The following is a 15,059-nucleotide window of genomic DNA, read 5'->3' as shown; positions in this document are numbered from 1 at the left end:
CGCGTCAGACGGGGAGTTCGTCGTGGGGCCAGCGGGCCCGGCCCTGTTCGCGGGAGCGGAGCAGGGCCAGGGTCGGCATGCCCACGTCCGTGCCGGTGGCCAGCAGCTCCGGGAGCTGGGGAAGCGGGGCCACGGCGGCGACGTCGTCGAGGACGAGCGTCATTGGTGGGTCGAGGCGACCGGAGGATGACCGTTCGGCCATGCGCCGGCCGCGCTCGACCACGCTGGAGACGAGCGCCGTCAGCAGCGGCATCGCGCCCGGGCTCGTGCGGGGATCCTCGATTGATTCACCCACCACGTAAAGGGTTCCCTGTTCGTGGACGAAGGAATCCAAGGCGAGGGCATCATTTCGGTTGGGAGTGCAGGCCTCGCGGATATTGACCGTGGAGAGGGCGGCCAGGGCCCGGGCGGTCAGCTGCTGGGCCATGTCCCGGCGTTCGGGATGTGCGGTGAGGGACCCTTCGAGTTCGCCCGCGGAACCGGGGGCGGCCTTGGGGTGGGTGCGCAGGATGCGGACGGCGTCCTGGACCTGGAGGCCCTGGGACCAGCGGTGGACGTGGCGGACGGTGCGGCCGTCGATGGCGGCGGCGTGCAGGTAGCTGCGCAGCAGTAGTTCGGCCGTGTCGCCGATCGCCTGGTCGAGGCGGGCGGTGGGGCGGACCGGTGCGAGGAGCGCGGCGGCTCTGGCGGTGGCCGTCTGCCTGTCCTCGCAGCCCGCGGTGGGGGACCAGTGGAAGCGGGCGGGGGTGTCGCAGAGGTGGTTCGGGTCGTAGAGGTGGGTGGGGCCGAGTTTGGCGCGGGCGTCCTTGGTCTCCGACCAGAGGGCGGGGCTGGAGGTGATGACCAGGGCGGCGCCCTCCGCGTCCCGCAGGGTTTGGACGGCTGTTGAGTGGCGGCTGTCCCTGGGGCCGTAGTGCACCGCGCCTTCGGCGCGGTTGGTTTCCCACCCGCCCACGCGTTTGCCGTTGGGCACAGCGGCCAGGGGCTCTGTTGCCGGAGCCGGGTCCTGTTGCGGCGCCCTGGGAGTGGGGACCTCGTGCTGCGGCGGGGCCTCGGCCTCGTGCTGCGGTACCTCCAGGACCGGCGTCTCCTGGACCGGTGCCGGTGCCGGTGCCGGTGCCGGTGCCGGTGTCGGTGTCGGCACCGGTGTCGGTGTCGGCTCCGTGCGGCGCCGTTGCCGTACCGCTCGCCACCGGGCCACCGTGCCCATCACGAACACCGTCAGCACCACGAGCACCATCAGCTGGCCGATGAACAGCCCCCAGAACAGCCCGTACCCGGAGAGCGCCGCCTGAGGGGCGTCCGGCCAGGCGCCGGGGATGTCGTGGGGTTCGGCGATCAGGTGGCGCATGGCCTGCGGGGTGCCGGTGAAGCTGACGCCGTCGGGCCAGGAGCCGTGGGCGAACAGGGCGGACAGGCCGGTCGCCGTCCACACCAGCAGGGTCATGCCGAGGAGGAAGGCCAGTATGCCGATCAGCAGGCCGTCGGGGATGCCGCCCTGGGCCGGCCGCTGATCGCGTCGGTCGTCCGGTCTCATGCGTCCGGTGCCTCTCCTCGTCCTACTCCACCGTGTCCTACGCCACCGTCGATTCCGACGAGTCGCCGATGTGCTGCTCCATGAACGCCGCCGCCCGTTCCTCCGCCTCCAGCTCCGCGGCGCGCAGGGCGTCGTCGGTCAGGTCGGAGGAGGACTCGGTCATCGCGCGGTCGGTGAAGACCAGGGGGCGTTCGGTCTCGGTGATCAGGTGTTTGACCACCTGGACGTTGCCGTTGACGTCCCACACCGCGATGCCGGGGGTGAGGGAGGGGATGATCTCCACCGCCCAGCGTGGCAGGCCGAGGACGCGCCCGGTGGCCCGTGCCTCGTCGGCCTTCTGGGCGTAGATGGTGCGGGTGGAGGCCATCTTGAGGATGGCCGCGGCCTCTCTGGCGGCCGCCCCGTCGACGACGTCGGACAGGTGGTGGACCACCGCCACGAAGGACAGGCCGAGCCGGCGCCCGAACTTCAGCAGCCGCTGGAACAGCTGCGCCACGAACGGGCTGTTGATGATGTGCCAGGCCTCCTCGACCAGGAAGATGCGCTTTTTCCGGTCGGGGCGGATCCAGGTGTGCTCCAGCCAGACGCCCACGATGGCCATGAGGATCGGCATCGCGATGGAGTTGCGGTCGATGTGGGACAGGTCGAAGACGATGAGGGGTGCGTCGAGGTCGATGCCGACCGTCGTCGGACCGTCGAACATGCCGCGCAGGTCGCCGTCGACGAGCCGGTCCAGGACGAGCGCGACGTCCAGGCCCCAGGCCCGTACGTCGTCTATGGCGACGTTCATCGCCTCGGCGGACTCCGGCTCGGGGTGGCGGAGCCGCTCGACGATGTCGGTGAGGACCGGCTGGCGTTCGACGATGGTCTCGTTGACGTAGGCGTGCGCGACCTTGAGCGCGAAGCCGGAGCGCTCGTCGAGGCCGTGGCCCATGGCGACCTCGATGATCGTCCGGAGCAGCGCCAGCTGGCCCGTCGTCGTGATCGCCGGGTCGAGGGGGTTGAGGCGGATGCCGTGGTCCAGGGCGGCCATCGGGTCGAGGCGGATGGGCGTTATGCCCAGCTCCTCGGCGATGAGGTTCCACTCGCCGACGCCGTCCTCGCCCTGGGCGTCCAGGACGACGACCTGGCGGTCGCGGAAGCGCAGCTGGCGCAGGACGTAGGTCTTCTCCAGGGCCGACTTGCCGTTGCCGGACTCGCCGAGCACCAGCCAGTGCGGGGCCGGGAGCTGCTGGCCGTAGAGCTGGAAGGGGTCGTAGATGTAGCCCTTGCCGGAGTAGACCTCGCGGCCGATGATCACGCCGGAGTCGCCGAGGCCGGGGGCGGCCGTCGGCAGGTAGACGGCCTGGGCCTGGCCGGTGGACGTGCGGACGGGGAGGCGGGTCGTCTCCACCTTCCCGAAGAGGAAGGACGTGAAGGCGTCGGTGAGGACGGACAGCGGGTCCCGCATCAGGCTCAGCCCCTACCTTCGGATGCCGGTGGCGAACGGAAGAGTGTTCACGAAGGCGCGATGGTGCTCACGGTCGCACCACTCCAGTTTCAGGTACGACTTTCCGGCCGAGGCCCTTATCGTCCGCTTGTCGCGGGCCAGCGCCTCGGGGGTGCGGGAGGAGACGGTGATGTAGCCGACCAGGTTGACGCCGGCCGCGCCGCTGGCGAGGTCCTCGCCGCGCTGGTCGAGGCGGCCGTGGGCGGCGATGTCGCGGGGGTCCACGGTGCGGTTCATCTTGGCGGCGCGGGAGGCCTCGGCGTCGTCGTTCGTCTTCTCGGTCAGCATGCGCTCGATGGCGACCTCGGTGGGTTCGAGGTCCATGGTGACGGCGACGGTGCGGATCACGTCCGGGGTGTGGACGAGGAGCGGGGCCAGGAAGTTCACGCCGACCGGGGTCATCGGCCATTCCTTGATCCAGGCGGTGGCGTGGCACCAGGGGGCGCGGGTGGCGGACTCGCGGGTCTTGGCCTGGAGGTAGGTGGGCTCCATGGCGTCCAGCTCGGCCGGCCAGGCGTTGCGCTTGGTCATCGCCTGGATGTGGTCGATCGGGTGGTCCGGGTCGTACATGGCGTGGATCAGGGAGGCGAGCCTGCCCTGGCCCAGTGGCTGGCGGACGCGGATGTCGGCTTCCTGGAGGCGGGAGCAGATGTCGGTCAGCTCGCGCGCCATCACGACCGCGAGACCGGCGTCCCGGTCCAGCTTGCGTCCGCTGTGCGGCCGGGCGGCGCGGGCCATGGTGTGTGCCTCGGCGGCCAGTTCGCGGTTGTAGTGCATGCAGGCGATCAGATAGGCGCGGTGCTGCTCGCTGCTGGTGGACACCATCGACTGGAGCTGGTCGTACGACTGCCGCAGCCACGGCGGTGCCTTGTCGTCGCCGCGCTGGGAGACGTCCTTGGCGTGCGCGTCGGGGTCGGCCGGGAGGGTGCGGGCGAGCATCTGGATGCGGGTGACGAAGCCGTCGCCGTTGGCCACGTGCTTGAGCAGGGTGCCGAAGCGGTCGACGAGGGCTTCCTGGTCCTCGGAGTCGCGCAGGCCGACGCCGGGTCCCTCGATCTCGATCGCGGCCGTCACCGTCTTGCGGTCGGCGTGCAGCAGGACGGCGATCTCGTCCGGTCCGAAGGGCGCCGCCAGCCAGGAGATGCGGCCGATGCCGGGCGGCGGGCCGACCTCGACCTCCCGGCCGTCGATCCGGGTACCGGCCTCGATGACGCCGGAACGGTAGGTGGTGCCCCTGCGGAGCGTCCGCTTGTAGCTGCGGTTGATCTCGAACCACCGGTAGAACGTGCGGTGGTTGTACGGCACGTACACCGCCGCCAGCGCGAGCAACGGGAAGCCGCACAGCAGCACGATGCGCAGGGTCAGGACGGGGACGAGGAGCCCGCACATCATGCCGAGGAACGCGCCCGCGACGATCAGCGCGATCTCACCGGTCTCGCGATTGCGGCCGACGATCGCGTTCGGCCGGGCGCGGCCGATCAGATACGTACGGCGGGGCGTGACCGTATGGGACATGTGGGACTCGGTCGTCAACGCCCGTCACCTCCTGTGCTCTGGCTGTTACGAGTGTTGCGGGTGTTGCTGGCGTGCGGTGTGTTCACCGGGCTGCCTGAGCGCGGTGCGGGTGCGGCGGAGGGGACATTTCCGCCGCCGCCGTTCGAGGGGCGCGAGCTGTGCGCGGCGACTCCGCCGGAGGCGGGGTTCGAGGGGCGGGCGGCGGCGGAGGACGAGGACTGTCCGCCGCCGCTGTCGCCGTTGTGGCGGCTGCTGTGGGTTCTGATGCCCTGGGCGACGAGGTTCGCCGGGGAGCTGATCACGGCGGCGGCCTTGCCCTCGGCGCCCTGCATGATGCGGTTGTTGCGGCCGTTGGCGATCTCGTCGCCGAAGCCGGGGACGAAGCGGTAGATCATCGCGGAGGCGAAGATCGCGAGCAGGATGATGGCGAGGCCGGACACGATGGCGGCGACCGAGTCGGGCCCCTCCTCCGTGGTCAGCGCGCCCGCGAGACCCAGCACGATGACGATGACGGGCTTCACCATGATCACGGCGATCATGATGCCCGCCCAGCGGCGGACGTGGCCCCACAGGTTCTTGTCGACCAGGCCGGCGTAGACGACGACGCCGAGCAGGGCGCCGACGTAGAGCAGGACGGCGCGCAGGTACAGCTCGAGGTAGAGGACACCGGCGGCGATGATCGACACGAACGACACCAGGATCAGCATGATCGGGCCGCCGCCGATGTCGTTGCCCTGCTTCAGCGCCTGACTGAACGTGCCGAAGAACGTGTCCGTCTGGTCGCCGGTGCCCTTGGCCAGGACGTCCGTCACGGCGTCGGTGGCCGACACGACCGTGTACAGGATCAACGGCGTGAAGGCCGACGCCAGGACGGTGAGCCAGAGGAACCCGACGGCCTCGGAGAGCGCGGTGGTGAAGGGGACGCCGCGCACGGCACGCTTGGCGACCGCCAGCAGCCAGAGCACCAGGGTGAGGATCGTCGACGCTGCGAAGACGATGCCGTACTGCTTGAGGAACGTGCCGTTCGTGAAGTCGACGTCGGCGGTGTTCTTCACGGCGTTGCTGAGCGTCTCGACGGTCCAGGCGGCGGCGTCGGCACAGCCCTTGGCGAGGGAGGAGAGGGGGTCGAGGGTGGAGGGGAGGGTGTCGGGGGTTCCCCCACCGCCACCGGAACCGCCGCCTTCGCCTCGTTCGCAGTAGTCCTTGGCGGGGCCGTGGATCAGGTCGCACGGGTCGTTGCTCGGTGTGGGCGTCGGAGTCGGAGCGGCCAGAGCACGGGTGGCAAAAAGGAACGCCGCCGTCTGCACGGCCGCGACGACGCCGGTCAGTTCGAGCACGCGGCGGTTAGCGGGCATACGTGAACCCTCCGTACTCCTTGACGGCCTTGGCCATCTCGTCCGCGCTGGACGCCTTGTCGTCGCCAGGAATCGGCGCCGGGCCGTCCTTCTGCGAGTGCGTCACGATCTTCCAGTCATCATTGACCCACGCAAGCTGCATGGTGATGGTGAACCAGCTGCTCGTGACCGGGGCCGTGGAGTTCTGACCCGCGAGTCCGAGAAGGCCGCTGCACCAGACCTCGACGGTCGTGCTGTCGGCCGATCTCTCGGTGACCTTGGTGCCGATCGGACTCGTGCGAGACACGAAGGTGTAGCCCTTCGGCGTCGAACCGTCCTCGTTCAGGCCGACAGCCTTGTTGAACTCCGGGCTGTATGCCTTGTCCAGGGTGGTCTCGAAGTCCGCCACTCTGTCGGGAACGATGATGGACTGCAGGATGGTGTCCCTCATCGACTTGGTGAACATCCCGTCAGAACCCAACGCCACCGCATAGTTCGCCGCCGCGCTCTGCGCCCCCTGCTCGTCATGGGCGAAGCCCGCCTGTACCGGACGCGTCCCCGAGGGTGCCGTCGCCGACGTCTTCGGCTTGTCGCCCTCGCCGCCCTCCGCGGATGCGGAACCGTCTCCTCCACGGTTCGCGAAGGCGATCGCCGCGATGAGCAGGACGACGACGCCGACCACGGTGACCAGGCTCCGCGAGGAGGAGCGGCCGCCGCGTCGGGGGTCGCTCTCTTCCTCCGGGAGCCGGAGCCGTGTCCGGCCGGTGCCGCCGTAATCGCCGGACGACTGGTGATCGTCTCCGAGACTCATGCCGCGTACGCCCCCTCGACGTCGGGTCGGCCGTGTACGTACGACGGTAGCCGTGCTGGGTCCCGCTCGGGCGCGGTGTTATGACTCGACATCAGGGAAACGCAACCTCAGCCGGTTGGCACGACGGGCGGGTGGGATGGAGGGGGTGGAACGGACAGGTGCCGGGCTACACGGCCATCCCGTACACGATGGTGAAGAGCGTGCCGAGCGAGCCGATGATGAACACGCCCGTCAGCCCGGCGATGATCAGGCCCTTGCCCTGCTCCGCGCTGAAGGTGTCCCGGAGTGCCGTGGCACCGATGCGCTGCTTGGCGGCGCCCCAGATGGCGATGCCGAGGCAGAGCAGAATGGCGACGGCCATCACCACCTCGATCATGACCTTGGCCTCGTTGCCCAGGCTGCCGAAGGGGCCCCAGTCCGGGGCGATCCCCCCGATGATGGTGTTGATGTCTCCCTCGTCGGCCGCAAAGAGCATGTAAGTCACCGCCCCTGTTGGGTAGTTCCGCGCCCTCTGCGGACATGCAGAGGTCAAGCCTCATTGTCGCCGACGATGACGCCGTCGCATGTCGCCTTGGCGTCATTGTTTGGCGGGTTTCGTGCGAACAGCCTGTCACCGTCCGGCGCCGGCTGGTCAGTCGGCACCGAGACGGCTTTTGGTGGTCGTATCGTCACTCTGTGTATCACGACGGGGCATGGCTGGCAACGATGTGTAAGCGAAACCTGTGGTGAGGTTCGGTCGTTAGGCCCTGATTCGGTGTCAGCATCTTTGAGCTCCGCCGAACGTCGTCGTCGTGGCCCTCCGGTGCTACGCGGCCGGTGCCGCCAGGCGGAAGCCCATGCCGATCGCGGCGAGATCCGCCTCGTAGGCGCCGTGCCGACGGGCGCACCGGGCGAGGTCCCGGTCGTGGCGGAACGCGCCGCCTCGGCTGATGTGCCGGTCGAAGGCCCAGTCCTCGGTGCTCGGCACCTCCGCGGGTGCGCCGGGGTAGGGAGCGTAGAGAGTGGAGGTCCATTCGTCGGCGTTGCCCGCCATGTCCAGCACCCCGAAGGGGCTGGCTCCGTCGGGGAACGAGCCGACCGGTGTCGTCGTGCCGACACCGAGGTCCACCAGATTGGCCAGACCGGTGCGGTACTCCTCGCCCCAGGGGAACTCCCGGCCGTCGTCGCCCCGTGCGGCGCGCTCCCACTCGTCCTCCGTGGGCAGCCGCACCTTCAGGCCGCCGAGCCGTTCCCCGATCCACCGGCAGTAGTCCGTCGCCGCCCGCCAGGAGACGCCGATGACCGGGTGGTCCGCCGGCGACCGGGGAGCCGGCCGGTCGGTGGCCGCCGCGAAGCGTGCCCACTGGCCGACCGTGACCGGGGTGCGGGCGATCCGGAACGCGGGGACATGGATCTCCGCGCGCGGGGCCTCCTTCATGTACCACTCCAGCGGCACCCCGGTGTCCGCATAGCGGCGGGCCACTGCCCGCACCTCGTCGACCGGCGTGCCCCGACGCAGCAACCCGGCCGGAATGTCGGCCCAGTCCACCTGCTCATGCTCCGCCTGCTCCGCCTGCTCCACGTGCATGGCCCCTCCTCGGCTCGAGCGAACGACCCACATGATCGCCTCGGCGGCCGGGTCCTCGCCTCGGTCCGTGGACCCATCTCGGAAGCGACCTTGGGACCAGGACGTCCGGCCACGGGCCGACTGTGCACCGGTCTGATCGTCTGCCGGGGATCTCTGTGGCATCGTCGGTTCCGTGGACGCACTCAAGGAACGGGACCCCGCGCACATAGGTGCGCACACGCTTCTCGCCCGGCTCGGGGCGGGCGGCATGGGGCAGGTGTACCTGGCTCGTTCGCCCGGGGGACGGCTGGTGGCCATCAAGGTGATCCGCGACGAGATCACGGAGCATCCGGAGGCACTGGCACGGTTCCGCAGGGAGGTGGAGACGGCCCGCGCCGTGCGAAGCGCGTACACGGCGAACCTGATTGACGCCTCGTTGGACACGGCGCCGTACTGGCTTGCCACCGAGTACGTCTCGGGACCGACCCTGAGCAGGGCCGTCGAAGAGCACGGTCCCCTGCCCGTCGAGACGTGCCGGGGGCTGACCGCCGCGCTGGCGGAGGGGCTCGCGGCGGTCCACGGCTGTGGCGTGACGCATCGGGACCTCAAGCCGCAGAACGTCCTTCTCGCCGCACAGGGACCGCAGCTCATCGACTTCGGCATCGCCCGGGGAGCGGGTCAGACCGCGCTGACCGAGGCCGGGTTCGCGCCGGGCACCCCGGGATACACCGCTCCCGAGGTCCTGATGCGCAACGAGGTCGGGCCGGCCGCGGACGTGTTCGCGCTGGGCGCGACGCTCGCCTACGCGGCCACCGGGCGCCCTCCGTTCGGATCGGGCGATCCTTCCGGAGTGAGCTATCGCGCGGTGCACGAGCAGGTCGACGCCGCCGGTGTGGACCCGGGCCTCGCGGCGCTCATCGAGGCGTGTGTGGCCAAGGACCCGGCGGCGCGGCCGCGGCTCGACGAGGTCATCGCGCGGTGCGGGGTGCGGACGGCGCTGGTCGAGGACGCCTTCTACGCGCGCCTCGCGCCGTTGGCCGAGTCGGTGCCCCGGATACCGGCGGCGGCCCCGCCGCGTCCTTCCGTCAGCCCGCACGACCTGCCGACGGCCGGTGCTCCGTACGGCTACGGCTACACCCCCACGCAGGTCGTGCAACCGGCGCCGCCCGCGCGTCGTCGCCGTGTCGCGACGTGGGCGGTGGGCTTGTCCGTGGCCGTGGTGGTGGGTGCGGCGGGCGCGTTCGTGCTCGCCGCGCGAGGCGGCGACGGGGGTGGGGACGGAGGCTCCGCCGCGGGGGCGGACGCGAGTGCGTCGCCGGCCGCCTCGGGGTCCGAGGGGGCCCAGGACGGGGCGCCTGCCTACGCGGGGGACAAACTGGATCGCACGCTGTGGAACTCCGAGACCCGTGCGTGCCAACTGCCCGCGGGTGAGCACCCGATGGCCCGGTTCACGCGGTCGCTCGCCGATCCGGACCATCCGGAGGTCAACGACCCGGACCTGCTCTCACCACGGCGGAAGGTCGAGATCGGCTTCCGGGACGGTTCCCCCGAGCCCTCCGACGAGCCGTACTACGTCACCGTCAGCGTGAAGCCGCCCCACGACATCGACCCGGGCACCGGGAAGCCGGTGCAGGGCATCCTGGTCGACAACGTCAGAATCGGCTACCTCAGCAAGCCGATCGATCTGCACGCGGGCGGTGAACCGGGGGAGTGGAAGTCCGTCACCTACCCGGACGACTTCCAGGAGTGGGTCAAGGGCCGGAGGACGCCCGCGATTCCGTTGGTCAACGATCCGGGGGACTGGACCGTGCAGTGGCACCACATCCGTACCCCCGACGACTACACGAGTGTCGACTGCGCCGGGTTCACGGTGAAATAGCGCCACTCTGGTCGAGAATCGTCTTGAACAGCGACGTCGTGGGGGAGGGTTGAGCCGTGCGCAAAGTGTGGGTGGTCGGTGGTGCGGCGGTCGGGGCGGGCCTGAGCTTCGTCATGCTGCTCGTTCTCGGCGTGTACCTCGTCGCCGGGAACCTCGCGGGCACAGCGGGCGGTGGGGCCAAGACGTTGGCCAAGGGCTCGGTTCCCGCCGCGTACCAGGCCCTCGTGGCCCGGTGGGGCAACCTGTGCCCCGCCATCAACCCCGCCCTGCTCGCCGCCCAGCTCTACCAGGAGAGCGGCTGGGACCCGGACGTGGTCAGCCATGCCGACGCGCGCGGCATCGCCCAGTTCATCCCGGGAACCTGGGCGGCCCACGGCATCGACGGCGACGGGGACGGTGACCGCGACATCTGGGATCCGAACGACGCGATCCCGTCGGCGGCGTCGTACGACTGCGAACTCGCCGGCTACGTGAAGGACGTGCCCGGCGACGTCACCGACAACATGCTCGCCGCCTACAACGCGGGTGCCTACCGGGTGATACAGGCCGGCGGGGTGCCCGCGATCAGTGAGACCCAGAACTACGTCAGGATCATCCGCAGCCTGGAGACGAGTTTCGCCGCGCCCACCAGCCGAGTCGACCCGTCCGAGCAGGCCGCCGGGGCCATCGCCTACGCGCAGAAGAAGCTCGGGACGCCGTATCTGTGGGGTGGGAACGGGACGGCCGACCAAGGGGGACGGTTCGACTGCTCCGGGCTGACCAAGGCGGCGTACGAGAGCGTCGGGATCAAGCTGCCCCGGGTCGCCAACGACCAGTACAACGCGGGAGCGCATCCCCGGCGGGAGGAACTGCTCCCCGGGGACCTGGTGTTCTTCTCGGACGACCTCACCAACTCGCGGGCCATCCGGCACGTCGGGATCTATGTGGGCGGCGGGTACATGATCGACGCGCCTCGGCCGGGTGCTGTGATCCGGTTCGACCCGATCGACACCCCCGACTACTTCGGGGCCACCCGGGTGACCGAGGATGGCGCGAAAGCGCTGCCCACCACGGCGTGAATGGGAGGGTTTGAACCCAGCGTGAAACCCTGCCCTGAGCTGCGGCGACGTGTCTCTCTTCGATAACGTCTGCGTGATCATTCAGTGGAGTGTGGAACGTATCAACAGGGGCCGTGCGTTCCTGTTGACGTGTAGCTGACCACGGGGGTGGCAGAAGAGGCGCGCGCTCGGTGCGCCTCAGGACATGACGAAGGGGCCGCAGCACCATGGCTGGACTCGCCGAATCCGGGTCGAACCCCGACGTCGAGCTGCTCTACGACATCAACGGCCTGGCCAAGGACGCACCGCACTGGTTCGACCGGGTCATGGAGTTCGTCGGTGAGTACGGACTGCTGTTCGCGATCGTGCTGCTGGTGCTGTGGTGCTGGTGGGGTGTGCGGCGGCGGGGCGGCGAGGACGCGGCCCCGAGCGTGGCGGCTCTGGTGTGGGCGCCGCTCGCGGCCGGGGTCGCGGTACTGGTCAACGTGCCGATACGGGGCTTCGTGGAGCGGCCCCGGCCCTTCAAGTCCCATGACGGGCTCGACGTGCTCGTGGAGGGCAAGAACGACTTCTCCTTCGTGAGCGACCACGCCACGCTCTGCATGGCCCTGGCCGTCGGACTGTTCGTCGCCAACCGGAAGTTCGGGATCGCCGCCATCGTGCTCGCGCTGTTCGGCGGCTTCGCCCGCGTCTACATGGGCGTGCACTACCCGACGGACGTCGTGGGCGGGTTCGCCCTCGGCACGGCGGTCGCGCTGCTGCTGTCGCCGGTCGCCATGGCACTGCTGACGCCGCTGACCCGGGCCGTCGAGCGTTCGCCCCGGGTGGGGTGGCTGGTCAGCGCGCGAGGACGGGCGGGTGCCGCGGGGCGCGGTGCCGTGATTCCCGGGGCGCGCAAGGAGAGTGGCGCCGAGACGTCGGGGGAGCGGGATCTCGCCGCCTGACGCTCACAGTGCCTGCGGGTAAGTGAAGACGCGGTCCGGGTCGTACTGGTGCTTCAGACGCGCCAGGCGCGGGGCCGCGTCTGCGTAGTAGGCCTTCCGCCAGTCCGTCAGGGCCGGGTCCGTGTAGTTCTGGTAGGCGGCACCCGAGGCGTACGGGCGCATCGCGCCGTGGGCCGAATCCAGCCAGGACCGCGCCGCCGTTCCGCTCGTGCCCGGCCGCCACGAGACGAGGTACTGGGCCAGCATCCGGGAGCGCCGGTGCACGAAAGCGGTGGCCGTCGGGGAGACGCGGTTCACCGCCCCGCCGAGCGCCGTGAACGCGATGCTGCCGGCGCCGCCGTGCACCCGGGTGAGACGTGAGAGCAGGGCCTCGATGCCGGCCGACGGGATCGAGCGGTCGAAGAAGTCCGAGCGGGCCGCGTACGTCTCGCGGCCGAGCGAGCCCTGCGGCGAGTGGCCGGGGGCGGAGCCCGGGAGGTGGCAGCGGGCGTCGGTCGAGAAGGACGAGCAGCCCGCGTACATCTCCATCGACTCCTCGTACGTACGGCGCTTGAGGGAGACGTGGCTCGCGGACGAGCCGATGCGGTCGGCGAGGCGGTCGACGGCGTTCTGGAGTTCGCCGTAGGTGCCGAGGGAGAAGGCTGAGACCGACAGGGTGGGGGTGTGGCCGGGGGCGGCGGCCAGGTGGAGGGAGGACCAGATCTCGTCGGGCTGGTCGGGACCCCACTCCTGCCAGGCGCGGACGGCCGCGGCCGCCTTTCGCCAGGGCCAGGTCAGGTACGCCGATACGGCTCTGGGGGCGGGATGGGTGCGGAAGTGGAACTCCGTGACGACGCCGAAGTTGCCGTTGCCCGCGCCGCGCAGGGCCCAGAAGAGGTCCTTGTGGTCGCCCGCCGCGTCGGCGGTGATCTCCTTGCCGTCCGCCGTGATCAGGGTGGCCCGGGTGAGGCTGTCGCAGGTCAGGCCGTAGGCGCGGGAGACGACGCCGTGGCCGCCGCCGAGGGTGAGGCCCGAGACGCCGACGGTGGGGCAGGAGCCGGCCGGGACGGTCACGCCCTTCGCGGCCAGGGCGCGGTAGACGTCGATCAGCTTGGCGCCGGCGCCGACGACCGCCTCGCCGGCGGAGGCGCGGACACGGTTCAGCTTCGAGACGTCGATGATCAGGCGGCCGTCGCCGGAGGACCAGCCGGCGTAGGAGTGGCCGCCGTTGCGGATCGCCACGGGGATGTGGTGGGCGCGGGCGTAGGAGAGGGCGGTGCGGATGTCGTCGGGGTGGGCGGCGTAGGCGACGGCGCTGGGTTCGAGGGTGTCGAAGCGGGTGTTGTAGAGCTGGTGGGCCGTTTTCCAGGTGGGATCGCCGGGGCGGATCAGTTGGCCGTCCAGGGATGTGGCCAGGGCGGTCCAGGTGGCGGGGGTGGGGGCGGGGCTCTTACCGGCGTGCGCTGTGGTGGTTGTCGTTGTGGTTGTGGCCGTGGTTTTGGCCGTGGTGCCTTTGGGGTCGGTGCCGGTGGCCCGGTCCTTGCCCGTGCAGGCGGTTGTGGTTGCCGCGAGGGCTGCGGCCGTGGTGGTGCTGAGGAATGTGCGCCGGTGCATGTCGCCTCCGCGTCCCGTGGGGGGTCTTGGAGGGAGACGGGGGTATGGGGGGTCGGGGTTCCCCGGGGCGCGGCGCCGGGTGTACGGCGGGTACAGGTGTACGGCGTGGGTGTGCCGGCCGGGGGTGGGGTGGGCAGCCCGGCGTTGCGGGGCGCCTCCCCGTGCCTGAACGGCCTGGGAGGCGCGCCACTGCCGCAGCTAGGCGGGGGTGTGGGACTCGGCGTCTGTGCGGGCCTGGCTTCTGGCTCTTCGGGCCGGGCCGCGCCAGCCGCAGGTACAGCGGGCCAGGCAGAAGGGGCCTTGTTCGACCGTTGTCGTGAGGTGTTCCGGGGCGTCCCCGGGGGCTTCGAGACCGTCCTGCTGCGCCACGCCCACAACGTTACCGGGGTCGCCTGCCCCTCGTTAAGCGGGACGGCAGGGGGTCCGGAACGGGCATGACGGCTTGGATAGCAGGTGGCGATGGTCGGGCGGGAGCGGGAGCTGCGGAGTTGGAGGACGGGCGGCGGTCTCGCCCTCGCCGGCGGTGCGGTCTGCGTCTGTCTGGCCGGTGCCGGGTGCTCCGGTGCCGGGCAGGGGGCCTCCGTCCAGGGTGCCGGCGGGGGCGACCCCGTCGCCGTGCTGCACCGGGCCGCCGACCGGCTGGTGGCCGCCGGGAGCGCCAAGACGCGTACCGCGATGCAGATGGCCAGCGGCGGGACGCGGGTGACCATCCGGGGCGAGGGCGTGTACGACTTCGAGGAGCGGCTCGGGCAGCTGAAGGTGCGGCTGCCCCAGGACCCGGCGGGATCGAGCGAGCATCGGCCGATCACCGAGCTGCTCGCCCCGGGGGCCTTGTTCATGAAGAACCGGGGGGCCGGCGTCCCCGACGACAAGTGGGTGCGGGTGGAGACCGACTCGCTGTCCGACGGGAACCTGGTGACCGGCGGGGCGACGGATCCGTTCGCCGCCGCCGAGGTGCTGCGCGGGACGCGGACGGCCACCTTCGTGGGGCGCACCGAGCTGGCCGGGACCGAGGTGCGGCACTATCGGGGGACCGCCGATCTCGCGCGGGCGGCGCGCGGTGCCTCGGAGGGCAACAAGAAGGCGCTGTCGGCGGCGGCCGAGGGGTTCGCCACCGCCGAGGTGCCGTTCGACGCCTACCTCGACGACGAGGGCCGTATCCGCAAGGTCCGGCACCGCTTCAGCTTCTCCAACGGGCGGGAGGACGGCACCGGCACCGTGGACGTCGCCTCGACGACGCTGCTGTACGACTTCGGCGCCGCCGTCCGCGTACGGCTGCCCGAGGACCAGGACATCTACGCCGGCAAGATCGCCGCGGAGCCGGGCGACACGGCCGTCGACGGCAAGAACTAGCCCTTCCGTGCCATGCGCGGT

The 15,059-nt window shown here is 70.8% G+C and carries 12 protein-coding genes; 4 read left to right on the top strand and 8 right to left on the bottom strand.

All coding sequences use genetic code 11. The annotated features are described in order from the left end of the window. Positions 1-4: 4 nt before the first annotated feature. The 7 genes from ABS735_RS36215 to ABS735_RS36185 form a co-directional block, all read right to left on the bottom strand. Positions 5-1,537, bottom strand: a complete 1,533-nt coding sequence (locus ABS735_RS36215) for a type IV secretory system conjugative DNA transfer family protein (RefSeq protein WP_373904294.1) — start codon at positions 1,535-1,537, stop codon at positions 5-7. A 37-nt stretch (positions 1,538-1,574) separates the two neighbouring features. Then, positions 1,575-2,987, bottom strand: a complete 1,413-nt coding sequence (locus ABS735_RS36210) for an ATP-binding protein (RefSeq protein ID WP_373904293.1) — start codon at positions 2,985-2,987, stop codon at positions 1,575-1,577. A 12-nt stretch (positions 2,988-2,999) separates the two neighbouring features. After that, positions 3,000-4,541 (bottom strand): SCO6880 family protein, encoded by a 1,542-nt coding sequence (locus ABS735_RS36205; protein WP_373904323.1) that lies wholly within the window; start codon positions 4,539-4,541, stop codon positions 3,000-3,002. Between the two features lie 14 nt (positions 4,542-4,555). Next, entirely contained in the window at positions 4,556-5,896 is a 1,341-nt protein-coding gene (locus ABS735_RS36200; protein ID WP_373904292.1) for an energy-coupling factor transporter transmembrane component T family protein, read from the bottom strand. Beyond that, a complete protein-coding gene (locus ABS735_RS36195) occupies positions 5,886-6,686 on the bottom strand; it encodes a hypothetical protein (protein WP_373904291.1) in 801 nt (266 codons plus the stop codon). The genes ABS735_RS36200 and ABS735_RS36195 overlap by 11 nt, the downstream gene beginning before the upstream one ends. Positions 6,687-6,852: 166 nt before the next feature. Further along, positions 6,853-7,161: a hypothetical protein gene (locus ABS735_RS36190; RefSeq protein WP_019526682.1), complete on the bottom strand. Its 309-nt coding sequence runs from the start codon at positions 7,159-7,161 to the stop codon at positions 6,853-6,855. 330 nt (positions 7,162-7,491) lie between these two features. Continuing rightward, positions 7,492-8,253, bottom strand: coding sequence for a formylglycine-generating enzyme family protein (locus ABS735_RS36185; RefSeq protein ID WP_373904290.1), 762 nt, complete (start codon positions 8,251-8,253; stop codon positions 7,492-7,494). Between the two features lie 172 nt (positions 8,254-8,425). Between ABS735_RS36185 and ABS735_RS36180 the strand changes: the two genes are divergently transcribed. The 3 genes from ABS735_RS36180 to ABS735_RS36170 all read left to right on the top strand — a co-directional run bounded on the left by ABS735_RS36180 (position 8,426) and on the right by ABS735_RS36170 (position 12,092). After that, on the top strand, positions 8,426-10,111 hold the full coding sequence (locus ABS735_RS36180; RefSeq protein WP_373904289.1) for a serine/threonine-protein kinase: 1,686 nt from the start codon (positions 8,426-8,428) through the stop codon (positions 10,109-10,111). A 113-nt stretch (positions 10,112-10,224) separates the two neighbouring features. Next, positions 10,225-11,169: a C40 family peptidase gene (locus tag ABS735_RS36175; RefSeq protein ID WP_373904322.1), complete on the top strand. Its 945-nt coding sequence runs from the start codon at positions 10,225-10,227 to the stop codon at positions 11,167-11,169. A 206-nt stretch (positions 11,170-11,375) separates the two neighbouring features. Further along, positions 11,376-12,092 (top strand): phosphatase PAP2 family protein, encoded by a 717-nt coding sequence (locus tag ABS735_RS36170; protein ID WP_373904288.1) that lies wholly within the window; start codon positions 11,376-11,378, stop codon positions 12,090-12,092. Between the two features lie 3 nt (positions 12,093-12,095). Here ABS735_RS36170 and ABS735_RS36165 read toward each other — a convergent pair whose 3' ends face one another. Beyond that, positions 12,096-13,685 (bottom strand): FAD-binding oxidoreductase, encoded by a 1,590-nt coding sequence (locus ABS735_RS36165; protein ID WP_373904287.1) that lies wholly within the window; start codon positions 13,683-13,685, stop codon positions 12,096-12,098. A 459-nt stretch (positions 13,686-14,144) separates the two neighbouring features. Between ABS735_RS36165 and ABS735_RS36160 the strand changes: the two genes are divergently transcribed. Beyond that, positions 14,145-15,038 carry an SCO4651 family lipoprotein gene (locus ABS735_RS36160; protein ID WP_373904321.1) on the top strand — a complete coding sequence of 298 codons (894 nt, stop codon included), beginning with the start codon at positions 14,145-14,147 and terminating at the stop codon, positions 15,036-15,038. Positions 15,039-15,059: the final 21 nt, after the last annotated feature.

This window comes from Streptomyces sp. MMCC 100 (assembly GCF_041538145.2).
In the GTDB taxonomy this organism is placed as follows: domain Bacteria; phylum Actinomycetota; class Actinomycetes; order Streptomycetales; family Streptomycetaceae; genus Streptomyces.
The sequence above is the reverse complement of the archived record's forward strand: the minus strand, read 5'-3'. Positions and strand labels throughout refer to the sequence as shown.